The sequence below is a fragment of the Actinokineospora baliensis genome, assembly GCF_016907695.1.
Taxonomy (GTDB): domain Bacteria; phylum Actinomycetota; class Actinomycetes; order Mycobacteriales; family Pseudonocardiaceae; genus Actinokineospora; species Actinokineospora baliensis.
Genome location: NZ_JAFBCK010000001.1, coordinates 6,504,977 through 6,520,007 on the forward strand (window position 1 = coordinate 6,504,977; position 15,031 = coordinate 6,520,007).

General features: G+C 71.2%; 11 protein-coding genes. 3 read left to right on the forward strand and 8 right to left on the reverse strand.

The window, feature by feature from the left end:
* Positions 1-1,029: 1,029 nt before the first annotated feature.
* Entirely contained in the window at positions 1,030-1,494 is a 465-nt protein-coding gene (gene soxR / locus JOD54_RS28850) for a redox-sensitive transcriptional activator SoxR (RefSeq protein WP_204455101.1), read from the forward strand.
* A gap of 33 nt (positions 1,495-1,527) precedes the next feature.
* Here soxR and JOD54_RS28855 read toward each other — a convergent pair whose 3' ends face one another.
* Both JOD54_RS28855 and JOD54_RS28860 read right to left on the reverse strand, forming a co-directional pair.
* A complete protein-coding gene (locus JOD54_RS28855; protein ID WP_204455102.1) occupies positions 1,528-2,112 on the reverse strand; it encodes an NADPH-dependent FMN reductase in 585 nt (194 codons plus the stop codon).
* A 73-nt stretch (positions 2,113-2,185) separates the two neighbouring features.
* The gene (locus JOD54_RS28860) at positions 2,186-2,776 is read right to left on the reverse strand and encodes a dTDP-4-dehydrorhamnose 3,5-epimerase family protein (RefSeq protein ID WP_204455103.1); all 591 of its coding nucleotides are present in this window, start codon (positions 2,774-2,776) and stop codon (positions 2,186-2,188) included.
* A gap of 138 nt (positions 2,777-2,914) precedes the next feature.
* On the opposite strand from JOD54_RS28860, the gene JOD54_RS35825 reads away from it, so the two are divergent.
* Complete coding sequence (locus JOD54_RS35825) at positions 2,915-4,129, forward strand: exonuclease domain-containing protein (protein WP_204455104.1); 1,215 nt, start codon at positions 2,915-2,917, stop codon at positions 4,127-4,129.
* Here the strand turns inward: JOD54_RS35825 and JOD54_RS28870 are convergent.
* Genes JOD54_RS28870 through JOD54_RS35830 form a run of 3 tightly spaced genes read right to left on the reverse strand, consistent with a single transcriptional unit; the run spans position 4,126 to position 8,800 of the window.
* Positions 4,126-5,022, reverse strand: a complete 897-nt coding sequence (locus JOD54_RS28870) for a hypothetical protein (protein ID WP_204455105.1) — start codon at positions 5,020-5,022, stop codon at positions 4,126-4,128. The two genes, JOD54_RS35825 and JOD54_RS28870, sit on opposite strands and share 4 nt — an antisense overlap.
* 2 nt (positions 5,023-5,024) lie before the next feature.
* Positions 5,025-5,540: a hypothetical protein gene (locus tag JOD54_RS28875; RefSeq protein WP_204455106.1), complete on the reverse strand. Its 516-nt coding sequence runs from the start codon at positions 5,538-5,540 to the stop codon at positions 5,025-5,027.
* Positions 5,537-8,800 carry a CHAT domain-containing protein gene (locus JOD54_RS35830; protein ID WP_204455107.1) on the reverse strand — a complete coding sequence of 1,088 codons (3,264 nt, stop codon included), beginning with the start codon at positions 8,798-8,800 and terminating at the stop codon, positions 5,537-5,539. The genes JOD54_RS28875 and JOD54_RS35830 overlap by 4 nt, the downstream gene beginning before the upstream one ends.
* A 220-nt stretch (positions 8,801-9,020) precedes the next feature.
* On the opposite strand from JOD54_RS35830, the gene JOD54_RS28885 reads away from it, so the two are divergent.
* Positions 9,021-10,784: a hypothetical protein gene (locus JOD54_RS28885; RefSeq protein WP_204455108.1), complete on the forward strand. Its 1,764-nt coding sequence runs from the start codon at positions 9,021-9,023 to the stop codon at positions 10,782-10,784.
* 450 nt (positions 10,785-11,234) lie between these two features.
* On the opposite strand, the gene JOD54_RS28890 is transcribed toward JOD54_RS28885, so the two are convergent.
* The 3 genes from JOD54_RS28890 to JOD54_RS28900 all read right to left on the reverse strand — a co-directional run bounded on the left by JOD54_RS28890 (position 11,235) and on the right by JOD54_RS28900 (position 15,031).
* Entirely contained in the window at positions 11,235-11,867 is a 633-nt protein-coding gene (locus tag JOD54_RS28890) for a peroxiredoxin (RefSeq protein WP_204455109.1), read from the reverse strand.
* A 78-nt stretch (positions 11,868-11,945) separates the two neighbouring features.
* Positions 11,946-12,470: a hypothetical protein gene (locus JOD54_RS28895; RefSeq protein WP_204455110.1), complete on the reverse strand. Its 525-nt coding sequence runs from the start codon at positions 12,468-12,470 to the stop codon at positions 11,946-11,948.
* Positions 12,467-15,031: an EndoU domain-containing protein gene (locus JOD54_RS28900; RefSeq protein ID WP_204455111.1), complete on the reverse strand. Its 2,565-nt coding sequence runs from the start codon at positions 15,029-15,031 to the stop codon at positions 12,467-12,469. Before JOD54_RS28900 ends, JOD54_RS28895 begins: the two co-directional genes overlap by 4 nt.

Genomic DNA, 15,031 nt, shown 5'->3' on the forward strand with positions numbered 1-15,031 from the left:
GGAAATCGGGGGCTGCTGGGGTAGATGATCTTCGGCTCGCCTTCGGCATTGCATCGGATCATCGGCTCGCCTGCGGCATCGCGCTGGATCCGCGATTTGAGTGCAGGCTCGATGTGGTGGACCTGTTTTGCGTGGGGCCCCTACGACAGCCGTGGCAGGACCGCAAAGCAGGGGCCGAAAAGCATGGCCCTGCAGCGAGGCGACGCTACGACTGCCGCACCCCCACACAAAACAGGTCCACCCCATCGAGCAGATGGCACCAGCGACTCCGAGTGTCCAGTGGCCGGCAATGCCGTCGGAGTCGGGGTGTTGGGGTGGCACCGCCGCTTCTGGGAGCGGTGGTTGAGCTGGCGGGGGCTGACTCGGTGGGCTGGGTGGGCGGGCTGGCTCGGTGGGTTGGGCTGGCACCAGCGACTTCCGAGTGTCCAGTGGTCGGGCTGGCAGGGCTGGCTCGGGTGGGTTGGGTTTGGGTGGGCTGGCTCGGCGGGTTGGGGTGGCACCAGCGGCTTCCGAGTGTCCAGTGGTTGCTTCTGGCGTCGGGGTAGGGCGGCTGGGATGGCACCAGCGACTCCGAGTGTCCAGTGGTCGGCAATGCCGTCGGAGTCGGGCGGCTGGGATGGCACCAAAGCTCCGAGTGTCCAGTGGTCGGGCTGGCAGGGCTGGCTCGGTGGGGTGGGTTTGGGCGGGCTGGCTCGGTGGGTTGGGGTGGCGCCGGAGCTTCCGAGTGTCCAGTGGCTGGGTTCGGTGGTCGGAGTCGGGGTGTTGGGGTGGCACCGCTGCTTCTGGGAGCGGTGGTTGAGCTGGCGGGGCTGACTCGGTGGGCTGGGTGGGCGGGCTGGCTCGGATGGCCGAGCTGGCACCAGCGACTCCCGGGAGCGGTGGCCGGGTCGGCGGGGCTGAGCTGGGCAGGTTCGGTGGGTGGGATGGCTCGGGGAGATCGCGGTACCCGGCGGGTGGAGGGGCCGCGACCTGGCAGGGTGGGGGTCGGGGCGAGTGCGGGGTGCGGGCGGCGGTGGGATGATCATGGGCATGGCTGAGGGGGTTGGGGAACTCGAGTTGACCGTGGGGCAGTTGGCGCGGCGGAGTGGGACTTCGGTGTCGGCGTTGCGGTTCTACGAGCGGCAGCGGTTGATCAGCAGTCGGCGGACGGCGGGGAATCAGCGGCGGTACCACCGGGACACGTTGCGGCGGGTGGCGCTGATCCGGATCGCGCAGCGGGTGGGGATCCCGCTGGTGGACATCCGCGCGGCGCTGGAGACGCTGCCGGACGGGCGGGTTCCCGGGCGGCGGGACTGGATGCGGATGTCGCAGGTGTGGCAGGACGAGCTCACCGAGCGGATCCGGTTGCTCACGCACCTGCGCGACAGCTTCGCCGACTGCATCGGCTGCGGCTGCCTGTCGATCAGCCACTGCTCCTTAGCCAACCCCGACGACCGCCTCGGTGGCGTCGGGAACGGGCCTCGGGTGCTGCTGCCCAGGGGCGAGACCGGGTGAGGGGACGCCCCGGACAAGGCGCCCCCTCGGTGCTCACGCGGTGTACGGGCGCTTGGCCCTGGCCTCGCCCAGCGCCAGGGACCACCACGTGAGCTGGTCCAGCAGGGTCTTGGCCGCCGCCTCGGCGGCCGCGGGGTCCTTCAGGGTGCCGTCGGCGTTGAACTGGTCGGGGTAGTTGTAGAAGCTGATCGAGTCGCGGATGGTGACCGCGTGCAGTTCGGCGAAGACCTGCCGCAGGTGTTCGACCGCGCGCAGGCCGCCCGCCTGGCCGCCGTAGGAGATCAGGCCGATCGGCTTGGCCCGCCAGTGGGTGAAGTGCCAGTCGATGAACGCCTTGAGCGAGGCCGGGTAGCTGTGGTTGTACTCGGGGGTGATCACCACGAACGCGTCGGCGGCGGTGAGCCGGGTGTCGAGTTCGCCGAGCTTGGCCTTGACGTCCTGCGCCGGGGTGTCGGTCAGCACGGTGGGCAGGTCGAAGTCGACCAGGTCGATGATGTCGAGCTCGACGTCGTCGTGCGCCGCGGCGCGCTCGGCGAACCACTTCGCCGCGGTCGGACCGAACCGTCCTTTTCGGACACTACCGATGATGACAGCGACCCGGCTGACTGGTGTGGACATGACGGGGATTCCTCTCCGGTGCACGCGAACCCGGCCGGGGTCGCGACTGTGCCACCGACGCTAAGACCTCACCCTAACTTGAGGTCAAGTCGTCGGACCGGCAGTTGGCGTAGTCCGGCAGCGCGCCAGCGGCCAGCGCTTGGGCCAGCGTCGGCGCGGTTTGGTCGCGTTCGGTCAGCACCAGGGTGAGCCCGCGCGGGATGGGCAGGTCGAGACCGGCGTCGAGCGGGGACAGCGCCGCGGCGGTGTCGTCGTCGTAGGGGGTGGAGGTCAGCTGGGTCAGCGTGGTCTCCCCGGCTAAGGCGATCGAAAGGTGCCCCGCCCCGGCGGGCACGTAGAGCGCCCGGAAGTGCCGGTCGTCGAGCATCACCGAGTCCCAGCGGCCGAAGGTGGGCGAGCCGACCCGGGTGTCGACGACGATGTCGAGCGATTTGCCGCGCACGCAGTAGACGTACTTCGCGGTGGGCGCCTGGTAGTGGATGCCCCGCACGACGCCCTTGCGCGAGCGGGTGGTGGCCGCCTGCGCGACCGGGAACAGCGGGTGGCCGACGGCGGCGGTGAACACGTCTTCCCGGTAGGTGGACACGGTCAGCCCGCGCCGGTCCCCCGCCGCCTCGGTGGTGAACTCCACGGCGCCCTCGACCCGCAGTCCCCTGGATAACATGGCCCCTCCTCGCTCGTCACGCCCCGCACCCGATGCTGGAACCTGAACTCCGGTTCAGGTCAAGCGGGGTGACCCCACTGGCCCAGCCCGGGTGTCGGTGCCGGGTGGTGCAATGGGGGGCGACGACGAGGAGGACGCGTGGACGGCTTCGCGGTGGTGGACACCGAGACGACGGGTATCGACCCGACGCACCGGCACCGGATCGCCGAGGTGGCGGTGGTGCACCTGGACGCGGGGGGCGCGGTGACCGGGGAGTGGTCGACGCTGCTCAACCCGGAGCGCGACCTGGGTCCGCAGGCCATCCACCGGATCACCGCGGCCGAGGCGCGGCGGGCACCCCGGTTCGCCGATGTCGCCGGTGACCTGGTGCAGCGGCTGCGCGGGCGGGTGGTGGTCGCGCACAACTGGCCGTTCGACGCGATGCACCTGCGCGCCGAGTTCACCCGGATCGGCGTCGACTCCCCGTTCGACGACCTCGCCGGGCTCTGCACGATGCGCGCGGCGAGTGTCGTGATGCCCAACTCGCGGCGCTCCCTGGTCGCCTGCTGCACCACGGCGGGCTTACCCGCGATGCGCTGGCACACCGCCCGCGACGACGCGATGGCCGCGAGCGCGCTGTTCGGCCACATGCTCGCCCAAGCCCCGGAGGTCTTACAACCGACCGACGAGCACCTGCGCGCCGCGGCCTGGGACTGGCCCGTGTTGGCCCGCGACCAGGTCCCCACCGCCCAGCGCCTGCCCGCCGACCACGTCGAACCGCACTTCCTCGCCCGCGTCGTGCCCTGGTTGCCCCGCGACGAGGAGCCGCTGGTCGACGCCTACTTCGCGGTGCTCGACGACGCACTGCTCGACCGCCGGATCTCGGTGACCGACGCGGACGCCCTGGTCGGCGTCGCCCTGCGCCTGGGCTTGCGGCGGGAGGAGGTCGTCGCCATCCACCACACGTACCTGCGCGCCCTGGCCCAGGCCGCGGCGGGTGTGGGGGAACGGGAACTGGCGGACATCGGCTTGGTGGCCGAACTGCTGGGCCTAGACAGCGCGACGGTCGCCGACGTGCTGACCCCGAGCGCCCCCGTCCGGGTGGCCCCATCCCCCACAGTCGGCGGCCTGGTACTGCACCCAGGCGACAAGGTCGTGCTCACCGGAATGATGACCGCCGACCGCGACGCCCTCACCGCCCGAGCCGTGGCTGCGGGACTGCGCGTCATGACAACCGTGAGCAGACGGACCCGAGTGGTCGCCGCAGCCGACCCGGACACGATGTCGGTCAAGGCCAAAGACGCCAGGGTGCTGGGGGTTCCGGTGGTGACCGAGGAGTCCTTCGTCCGCGCCCTGGCAGCAATGGAAAGCTAGACCAACGCGGCGATCAGTCCGCTGACGACCACCACAGCGAAGGCGAACCAGCCGAACGGAAAGCGGAACCCGCCGACCGCCACCGGCTCCTCCTCCCGCGACACCAACTCCACCGTCATCGGGATGTTGCGGTGCCAGAACTGGCCCAGCCGTTGCCATTGGGCGCGTTCGTCGTCAACGGGGAGCGCGAGGTGGGTGAGCAGCGCCTGCCGGTAGAGGTCGAAGGCGACCTTGACCTGGCCCGCGTAGAGCCGGGCTGGCGCGAGTGAGCTGCGGTAACTGCCCCACGCCAACAACAACCCGCCCCAGTAGCACGCCAGAACCGCAGCTGGTCCACTGTGGACCGCAGTGAGATAAGCACCGGAGGCCACGGCAAAGGTGCAGGCCAGGGCGGAGATGGTCAGCTGGAACTCCAACTCCGCGCGGGCGGCGACCAACGAGGCGATCAGTTTGTCCGGCAGCAGCGGGTACAGCCGTGGCCAGGTCACCACCGCGTCCAGACCGTAGCGTTCAGCGGGGTGGACCTCGGCGTCCCGGAGGATGTCGCCGAGTCGGGTGGGGGTTTCCCGGCGGCGCCAGCGAGCGGTCCACCTCGCGGTCGCCCTGCCGAGGCGCCCCGACCAGATGCCCTCGTAGGCGCGGATCAGCGAGTGGGCGCGCCCGGCCACGACCGCCGCCAGCAGCACGGCCACCACGACGATCCCGGTGCCCACCAACACCCGGACCGTCCCGTCCAGCTTGTTCCACGTGAGGAGCACCTGCCCCGGGTTGGACAACGACCCCACCACCACCGCGCCGAGACCACCCAGGGTGGCCAGGGTCGGCAGGAGCGCGTTGACCAGGAAGCGGCGGTCGAAGAGTCCGCCGGTCTCACGAGCCACGTCGGCGAGCACGGTCAGACCTCCAGGACCAGGTTGTGCGGCGCCCGGTCCGGGTTGGCGCACTGTTGCGGCCTGTCGCGGTGCCAGTACTCGATGGCGTTCACGTGACCGCAGTCCGGGTGCTTGCACGCGACGTGCGCCAGCGGCAGGCGCACCGGGCCGGGCAGCACCGCGTCCGAAGCACCGCCGCCGATGCCCATCGGGTTGCCCGTCGGCCGGTGCGCGCCGGAGGCCAGGTACTCGGCGACCACCGTCTTCGCCACGACCCCGAACACCGCGCCGTCACGCAGGACGACCAGGTACGGCATGTCCAGCAGCAACAGCGTGGTCGCCCGCGACCGGACGAACGCGTCGATCGTCATGTCGGACTCGACCAGCACCGACGGCCGCACACCGGAGTCGGTCACGGTCCCGAGCACCACGCCGCCGGGTCCGAGCAGCACCGCGATCCCGCCGGTGCTCTCGCCCTCGGCGCGCACCACGGTCACCGCGGTGTCGGCGACCGAGGAGAACGGGTCGTCAGGTCTCATCGCCAGTCTCCGATCAGCACGAACGCGGCCCAGTACGCCGGTCGCGCGTAGATTCTCCTGGAATAGTCCGGTATCGCGCCCACTCCCGCCGCGAGTTCGCAGGCCGCGTGCGCGATCCGCAGGTCAGCGCTGTCGTCGGTGGCCAGCAACGAGGTGTACTCGCGCAGCGCGCGGGTGAAGTCACCGGCGCGGAACCGGGTGTCGGCGATGTCGCGCGCGGGCATCCCGGTGCGCTCGCAGTGGTCGACCACTTCGGCCGCGGTCGCCTCCCGGACCGACGTCTGCGCGATCCGCAACGCCTCCGCCTTGCCCGCGCCCTCGTCCCTGGCCCGGTAGAACGCGGCCATCAGCATCGTCGTCGGCAACTCGTCGACCGACCACAGGCTGACCAGCACGCTCGCCGCGCCCGCGTGCACCAGCGCCCTGGTCAGCCCGAACAGCTCGTCCCCCGGCCTGCGATCGGCCATCCCGCTCTGGCAGGCGCTCAGCACGACCAGGTCGGCGGGCAACGACATGCCCAGGATCCGCTCGGCGGTGAGCAGCCCGTCGTCCGGGCCCACCGCGGCGAGCAGTACCCGCGACCGCGCTGGGTGCTCGTGGTCGAACTCGCCGTGGCAGGCGATGTGCAGGACGGACACACCTGTGCCCACGGCATCGACCAGGGCGGGCACGGTCGCCTCCTGGCCGACCAAGCTCGTACGGGCGCTGAGTTGCCGGGCGTGCGTGCGAGAGCGCGGCAGCGGTCGGTCAGCGCGGGAGTCTGCCAGCACCACGGTCCCCTTCGCGTCGGGGCGGCGGCGCGCTTGGCTGTAGCGCATCACGGTGGCGCTGGCGGTGTAGCAGACCGGGTTGCGCGCGCCCAGCGGCTGACCGTCGACCTCGACGGCGTGCAACGGCAAGCCGTGCAGCAGGTCGTGCGGCACGATCCAGATCACCGACCCGGCCGCGCACCGCCGGACCAGCGGCTCGACCAAGGGGCGCAATGGGATCCGCCACCGGTCCGGATCGCCCGCGCCGATCTCGTCCGCCGTCTCGCCGAACTCCGCGACCACCTCGACCAGTTCGTCGCGCGTCATCGGGATCCGCTCCACGTGCGGCGCCCGGTCCCCGGACCCGGCCACGAACAGCACCACCTCGTCGGCGGTGACGTGGTACTCCGCGAGGGTCGCGTCGTGCAGCCCCTTCGTGATCTCGGCGAACCCCGCGGGCTCACCCCGGCGCAGCGCCGCGTACTCCGCCGCTTGGCCGCCGTGCTCGGCCATGGCCTGCCACGTCTGGGCCAGCTCGGCGCGGGCGGCGCGCAGCAGAGCCAGGTGCTTGGTCCGATCCCCCGGTTTCCGCGCGGCGGCGGCTCTGAGGCGCGCACGCTGGTCGCGTTCCCGCTTGGCGAGCGCGTTCGGCACACCGCGCACCGCGGGCTCGGCGGCGTCACCGAGCAGTTCGAGCAGCAGCCGGGATCGGGCCCGTTCAGCGAGGTCGAACGCGGCCGTGTCCGACCAGCTCGCGTCCTGGTGCTGGGTCATCAACGCGATGAGGCGGCTGTGCGGGTCCTCGAACCACCCGTTGACCTGGACCCGCAGCGGCTCGTCGACCAGGTTGTCGGCGAACTGGGACCGCATCGCCAGCGCTGTCTGGAAGGTGTCGTGCGCGGCGCGCGGATCGCGTTCGGCTTGCGCGCGGCCGAGTTCGAGCAGCACAGCGACCGCCGGTGTCAGCTGTGCGTTGTCCGCGAGCAGGTCTGCGGCGGCCCTCAAGTCCGCGGTGGCCCTGACGTGGTCGCCACGCCGCCAACGCCGCTCGCCACGGGTGATCAGCCGGTGCGCTTGGCTGTCCTCCTCGGTGCGCGGCACGGCGATCCGGTTCGGCGCGTCGCGGGGAGCATTGGTGGGTAGCGGGTTCCAGGGTGGGTCGGGCAGCGGGTGCACCGGCGGCAACGGGCCCAAGCGGTCGGGTAGATCCGCGCCCGCCAACCTGCGCACGGCGGCGGGCAAGGTTTCGTCGGCGGCGATCGAGCCGCGGGTTCGGACCGGGTCGGGCAAGAGCCTGGCTTCGGCCAGCCGGGCGAGCGCGGCCAAGGCGGGCAGGTCGGCTTCGGTGAACGCGGCCGCGGCGGCCCGGTAGTGGGTCAGCGCGGCGTTGTGGTGGGTCTGGGCTTCGCTGACTTGGCCGCGGGTGAACAAGCAGTCGCCGCGGGCAGCCGGAAAGGGGTCGGTGAACCGGTCGGCGGCGTCCAGCCAGGTCAGGGCGGCACGGACGGCTTGACGGCTCGGTGACCAGCCCGCTTCGGTCAACGCGGTCCTGGCCCGCGCCGCCATTGCGTGCGGCACGGCCGGGTCCGGTTCGTGCAGCCAGGCCGCGCGGGCACGGCGGTCGTTGCGCAGGAAGACAGCCGCGTCCGCGCGCCACGCCCACCAGGGGTTTCGCGCCTGCACGGCCAACGCGGCCAGCCCGACCAGGGCGTAGAGAGCGCTGATCGAGATCAGCACGGGTTCGTCCGGGGATGGGTGCGCTAGTGCGGCGTAGAACAGCGCTTGCCCGGAGAGAACGGCACCGAGGGACTGCGTGACCGCGAACGTGACCCCGCTGCCGCGGCGGTGCAGCGACCAGGTCAAGAAGGCCTGCGCGACGATGACGACAGGCAGGATCACCGCCCACGGCACGGCTGACCGCACGAGGACGGCACCGCCCGCCACCATCATCAGCACCCACAACAGGTGCACCTGCGACTCGGTGACCAGCACCGACCGCCGCGAGTACCGGCTGAACGGCCGCGCCCGCCACATCGTCCCCCACGCCACCGCCGACCCGGCGGCCCCACCGACAAGCAGCGACGGCGACCGGTCGGCGAACAGGACCGCGTACACGGCGCTCGCCAACGGCAACGCCACTACCAGCCAGTAGCCGCGGGACACCAGCAGCACAGACGGCTCAGGTGCGGTGCCGGGCCGGCTGTGGTCGCCGCGGCGGAGGCGCCGCTCGTACCAGAACAGCTCCCAGCGGTGCCGGGTCCAGTCCTGCCGCCACACCCAGGCCAGCGCGAACCCCACCATCGCCGCATACATGAACAACAGCGTCGAGGGCTCCCGGCTGATCGCCGAAGCCACCACGAACGCCACCGCGCCCCAGGGAACCGCCCCACCCGCGACGAGGGCGTACAACACGAACAGCACCCACCCCGCCGACCCACCCCCAGGCAGGTCGTCGAACACCCCACCCAGAGCAACGACGACCCCGATCACCACCTGCCCGGCCCGCCACACCCGATCATCATGGCAGCGCCCAGCTCACCCACCCCCACCCCCAACCCACCCCAGCGACAACCCGTAACGCGCACACCCCCAATCCCGACGGTGCTCCCCTCGCACCGCTCCCCATCACCCACACCGCCGCCGCCCCTCCGCCTCACACGCCACTCCCCAACTCATACGTGCCCGGCGACAACCCGTAACGCGGTAGGCGCTCTGATCGACGAGATCTCACGTGGCCCAGCTCGCGCAGCCTTCGACCCTGGCGGATGTGCTGCTGGTCGGCGTCGCCCTGTTGTTCGCGGAGTTGCGGTTGCGGGAGTTCCGGCGACCGGACACCTGGTCACCCGCCTGGTATGTGGCCGATGTCGTGTTGGGGCTGGCGTTGCCGTTGTGTTCGGGGCTGTTGGGGGCGGTTCCGGTGGCGGTCGTGGCTCCCGTCGGGCTGGTGTTGGGCCTCGCGGGCATGGCGACCACGGGGTTCGTCGGCGCGGTCCTGTTCGCTTTCGGCGGGAACCCGCTGGCGACGTGGTTCGTGACGCCGCTGCTGGTCGGGGTGGCGCTGCGCGCCCTGAGGTTGCCGCCGGACCTGCCGCGGTACGAGCGGCTCGAGGGCCCGGTCTTCCCCGGCACCGCCGACATCCTGTGGGGGCTCGCCGGGCGGGCCGTGTGCGTGCTGCCGCTGGTGGGTGTGCTGCTGATCCCCGGGCCGGACCCGTGGCTGCGCCTGCTGGGGGCGGCGGTGGTCGGCGCCGTCCTGCTGGCGGCCGACCGGGGCAGGCGTCCGCTGCTGATGGCGCACCGCAAGGCGTCCCGGATGAGCGGGGTGGGCCTGGTCCTGGCCCTCGCCGTCGTCGCCGCGGGCCCGTTCGGCGAGTGGGTCGCCCGGTGGTGGGCCGAAACCCCGTCCTTCGACGCCTGGGAAGTCTCCCGCTACATCTTCTACGCGGCGGGCGTCGAACTCCTCATCGGGCCCGCGTTCCACGGAACCCGCCTGCTGCGCGCGCAAACCCGGTTCCTGCAAGCCACCTTCGGCGTGCTCCCCCTGGTGTCGATCACCTCGGTAACCCCCTTCCTCGTGGTGGGCGTCTTCCACCCCACCCACGCCCCCCTGGTCGCGGCCACCGCGGGCCTGGGCATCGGCCTGCTGTGGCTGTTCACGGCGCACTTCCGCATGGTCCGCACCCGCCAAGCCGCCGACGTGCTCACCCTGCTGCAAAGCCCCGCCGCGGTCCGCGAGAACCTCCTTCACATCTGGACCACCGACACCTTCCAACGCCGCCGCTGGTTGCGCCCCCGCCCCTGGGACTACTCCCTGGTCCGCGCCACCACCACCCTGGCCCTCCGCTGCTCCCGAGCCGCCCGCCTGACTACAGGCGTAGACGTACAACCCCCATGGCCACCCCACGTCCGACTGTCCCATGAGGACGCACCCCGGTTGCTCGCCCTAGCGGAGGAGATCCTCGACCTGATCGACACCCGCTTCCCACCCATAGACCCGGCGACCAGCCACCTGCACCAACGCCAACGCGTGGCCCGCGCCGAACTAGCCGCCCGAGCCGCCGAAGTATCCCGAAACCTGGCCGACCACCAAGCCGCCTACACAGCCAACCGCCAGAGCGTGGACCTACTGCTCGAGTCGGGCGCACCCACCCACGCCGTACTGGGCCTGGTAGAAGGCGCCGAATACGCGATGGACCTCGACGACCACGACACAGCCCTGGAACTGCTGACAACGGCGAAAGAAATCGAAACCGCCCCAGCGATCCGCCGATACCTCCTGGTCAACTGGGCCTACTTCGCCCACCAAGCCGGACAACCAGAAGCCCAAGAACTCTGGCAGGAAGCCCTCGCCATCCCCGACCGCGCCACCGCCGCCCTACGAACAGCCCTCGAGTCCGACCCTGTCCCCTACTTCGAACAGGAGCACCCTTCAATCCTCCACCGGAGGACGACCCAACGAGAGCTGTTCCTAGAACGAACCTTCACCTCTCACTAACCCACCCCGCCTGCCCAACCACTGGACACTCGGAAGCCGCTGGTGCCAGCCCAACCCACCGAGTCAGCCCCGCCAGCCCAACCACCCGACCCCGAGGCCAAGAAGCAACCACTGGACACTCGGAGTCGCTGGTGCCAGATGCTCGATGGGGTGGACCTGTTTTGTGTGGGGGTGCGGCGTCCGTAGCGTTGTGCGCTGCAGGGCCATGCTTTTCGGCCCCAGCTTTGCGGTCCTGCCACGGGCGGCGCAGGGGCCCCGCACAAAACAGGTCCACCACATCGAGCCCGCACTCAAATCGCGGATCCACGCCGATGGCGCAGCCGAGGCGAAGATCATCCGCCGCAAGAGCCCCCGAATACACAGCCTACCGAGCCACACCGACAAAACAGGGGCCCCAACAAACAGGGGCGGCGACAGGGAATCCCCGTCGCCGCCCCTCAACCGCTCAGATCAGCCCTGCGGAACCTGCACGAACCGCAGGTACGGCCGAACCTCGTCCACCTCACCGAACTTGCCCCGAGCGTCCTCAGTGGACACGGTCGGCGGCACGATGACCCGGTCACCAGCGCGCCAGTCGACCGGCGTCGACACCGCGACGCGGTCGGTGAGCTGGAGGGCGTCGAGGGCGCGCAGGATCTCGTCGAAGTTGCGGCCGACGCTCTTGGGGTAGGTGAGGGTCAGGCGGACCTTGTCGGCGGGGTCGATGATGTAGACCACGCGGACCGACGAGGTGTCGCCCTCGTTGGGGTGGATCATCCCGTAGAGCTGGGCGACCGACTTGTCCGGGTCGGCGATGATCGGGTACTCGACGGTGGTGTCGCTGACCTCGTTGATGTCGGGGACCCACTTCTCGTGGTCGGCGACGGAGTCGACCGACAGCGCGATGGTCTTGGTGCCGCGGGCGGCCCACTCGTCGCGCAGTTGGGCCACCCGGCCCAGCTCGGTCGTGCAGACCGGGGTGAAGTCGGCGGGGTGGCTGAACAGCACCGCCCAGGAGCCCTTCTTCCACTCCCGGAACTGGATGGGTCCGGCCGTGGTGTCGGCCTGGAAGTCCGGCGCCGTGTCGCCCAGTTGCAAAGCCACCAGGGGTCCTCTTCTCCGCTGTCAGGACATTTTGTCGGGATTCTAGGGATGGTGGCGCGGCGTGGAACAGAATCCGACTCAGATCACAGTTGCCACCTCGACCCCGGCGGCCAGGGCGGCGGCCTGGTACGGCGGCAGCCGCTCCCCCGCGAGCACGACCTCCAGCAGTGCGCCGTCCATGCCCCAGTGCAGCGCGGACTGGGCGCCTGCGACGCTGCCCCGGGCGAGTTCCACCACGTAGACGAGCTCGTGGTCGACCACCCGCCTGGCCCGCAGCACCCGGCGTACTCCCGGGTAGGCGGCGGTGGTCACCCGGAGTTGATCATCCACTGTGGAGGCGACCGGCTCCGGCTCGAACCGGGTGTCGGCCGGGGTGGGGGGCGGCAGGTCCGCGATGATCGGGCTGTCCACCCGCACGCCCTCGCCCGCGAGCAGCTCCCGCTCCTCGTCGTGCAGGCCGACGCCGTTGTCGGCCAGGGCGAACAGCAGGGTCCGCTCGAGGTCCGCCAACTCCCCCGCCCCCAGGGTGGAGCGCAGCACGGCCAGGTCGTCGTCCGGCAGGCGCCCCGCGAGTCGGCGGAGCACGGTCACCCAGGCGGTCACGGCCAACACCCTGCCACCGGGACGGGCGAGCCGGACAACGGGACCCCGGCGGAGTCGGTGGAGTAGACGACCGGGTTGCCCGACTGGTCCAGCGCGGGCCCACCGTCGCGCCCCACCGCCGGGTACTCCCAGGAGTCGGCGGTCCGGTTGTAGCGCGGCGGGAACGTCCGCGCACCGTTGAGCTGGGGGTTCGCGGGGCTCGGCGGGTTCCTGAGGATGGTTCGATCGTCGAGGGTCTCGGTCTTGCTGACGTGGACCTGCTCGCGATCGACGATCTTGTTGGGCCCGGCGCCGCGGTCCGACGGGTAGCCGTTGCGGAACACACCGTCGTGGTAGACGTAGAGGTCCAGTTCGACCGTGATCCCCTTGACCGTCGCCTGCCCCAGGTAGCGCCACGACCACACCTGGGCGTTCATGTGGTTGCGGTCGCTGCGCGGGTCGTTCGTGGGCTGGAGTTGCTTGTCCACGGTGTTGCCCTGGTCGACGACCTGCGCGATGGCTTCCTTGATGTCGTCGGGCGTCCATGCTTTGGGGAACTCGGTCTTGCCCGGCCCACCCGCGCCGGAGACGTGCCCGCCGCGGTCCTGCTTGCCGGGGTTGGCCGGGTCGTACGGATCGCCGTGGAGCATGTGCTCGAAGTTGGGCGTGGTGTAGACGAGGTCCCTGCTGGTGGGTTTTCTCGTCGGCGCCGTGGCGGGCCGTTGGTGCACGAGGGCGCGCACGTCGTCGGCGCCGAAGACGTACCTGCCGCCGGGGACGTGCTCGCGGGTGAGCCGGTTGGCGACCAGCAGCTCGGTTATCGCCGGTTCCCCGGTGGCGTCCCGGAGCAGGTCGACGAGTCGCTTGCCGCCCGCGGTGTGCAGGCTGAGCTGGTCGACCAGCGTGTTGCGCTGGACCTGGCCGTAGGCGGGGAAGGAGTCGCCGAAGTCGAGGACGAGAACCTTGGCGTAGCTGGCGGTATCGATGCCCGCGAACGCCTTGACGCCCTTGTCGACCGCGTCGTACACCCGCTGGTCCCGGTTCTCCGGGTTGGTGACCGAGGCGATCGAGTACACCCGCTTGGCCTGCGCGTCGACCAGCAGCCCCTTGTCCACCCGCAGCGAGTTCGGCGTCCGCCCCGCCTCCTGGGCCAACTGCGACAGCAGTGACAACGCCTGCCTGGCGGCCAACCGCTCCGGCCCCTTGCCCTTCACCGCCGTCCTCGCGAGCGCGACCGCCGGGCTGGGCGCACCGGCGTCCACAGCGATCGCCGGGTGCTTGGCCAGCACGGTGAGCAGGCTCAGCAGCCGCGCGTCGCCGGACTTCTGCACGATGCCGATGACGTCGTCGAGCAGCGGATCGTCCTGCTTGGCGTACCCGGCGACCGCGGGCCCCGGCGTGGAGAGCCTGTCGATCACGGAGTTGACGTCCGGCCCGGCGACCTCCGGCTTGGCGGGCACCGGCCGGTTCGGGTCGACACCGCGGTCGTGCAGCCGCTTTCCGGTGTCCAAGTCCGGGCCCGCGATGGCGGTGACCTGCGCGAACGCGGTGATCGTGTACGGCCTGGTGCAGGTCTGGGTGCAACTCGAGGCCGGGTTGAGCACCTGGAACACCTGCTGGGTGCTCTGCTGGGGGCCAACGGAGATCGGCAGCACTCCCCCGCCGCCGCTGGTGGACATCACCGAGAGCATGCCGGTGGCGGTCTCGTCGCCGGAGTTGCGGACCTCGACCGGCGTGGGGCACATCGGCGTCATGCACGTGCCGGTGGGCAGGACGGTCACGGAGATGTCCGGCCCGTGGTTGGGCTGGGGCATCGGCGGCGGCGCCGGAGCGGTCACGGCCTGTTGCTTGGCATCGGCGAGCGCGCGGCCCGTGCTCTCCCGGCACGGGTCGTCGACGCCGCTGGTGCTGACCAACGCGTACGGGAAGTTCGACGCCTGCGCGGCGCCGCGGAGCTTGTCGCCGGTGGCCGCCAGCGGTCCGCTGACACCCAGCAGCCGCGTGCCGCCCTCGGTGGCCAGGTACACCGTCCACGGCGACCCCCGCGGCGACAGCGCCATCGCCGAGGTGCCGTCGACGTACACCGTCGGCTCGGCGGTCCAGTCGTCGCCGGTGAACATGTCGTGCAACCGCTTGCCCGACAGCGCCGTCAGCATCCCGATCGGGAAGCCCATGTCCTCGGACGCCTTGACCCACTTGCCCGCGATCTGGTGGGCGTAGACGGGCACGGTGTTGAGCCACCACGCGGCGTTGGCGTTGACCACGACCTGATCGGCCACGGCGACGAAAGTCGCGGCCCCGCCCGCGCCGTCGGTGACCGTCGCGGTGGTCTCGCCGCCGCGCAACGCGACGACGTCGATGCCGAGCCCGATGCCGCCGTCGGTCTCCAGGGTGCCGCGCAGCCGCAGGTCGCCGAGCTCGGCGAGCCGACTGAGCGCCGTCGCCCCGAGATCGGCGGCGGCCACCTCGGTCGGCCGACCCGCGACCTCGCCCGGCCCGGCGAACACCGCGACGAGCACGGCGGCCACCACCGCCAGTGCGGCGACCGCCAGCGGCACGCGCCGCCGCGATTGCTGCTGCAT

Coding starts and splice junctions, on each gene's coding strand:
- soxR (WP_204455101.1), top strand. CDS start 1,030: ATGGCTGAGGGGGTTGGGGAACTCGAGTTGACCGTGGGGCAGTTGGCG.
- JOD54_RS28855 (WP_204455102.1), bottom strand. CDS start 2,112: ATGTCCACACCAGTCAGCCGGGTCGCTGTCATCATCGGTAGTGTCCGA.
- JOD54_RS28875 (WP_204455106.1), bottom strand. CDS start 5,540: ATGAGACCTGACGACCCGTTCTCCTCGGTCGCCGACACCGCGGTGACC.
- JOD54_RS28900 (WP_204455111.1), bottom strand. CDS start 15,031: ATGCAGCAGCAATCGCGGCGGCGCGTGCCGCTGGCGGTCGCCGCACTG.
- JOD54_RS28860 (WP_204455103.1), bottom strand. CDS start 2,776: ATGTTATCCAGGGGACTGCGGGTCGAGGGCGCCGTGGAGTTCACCACC.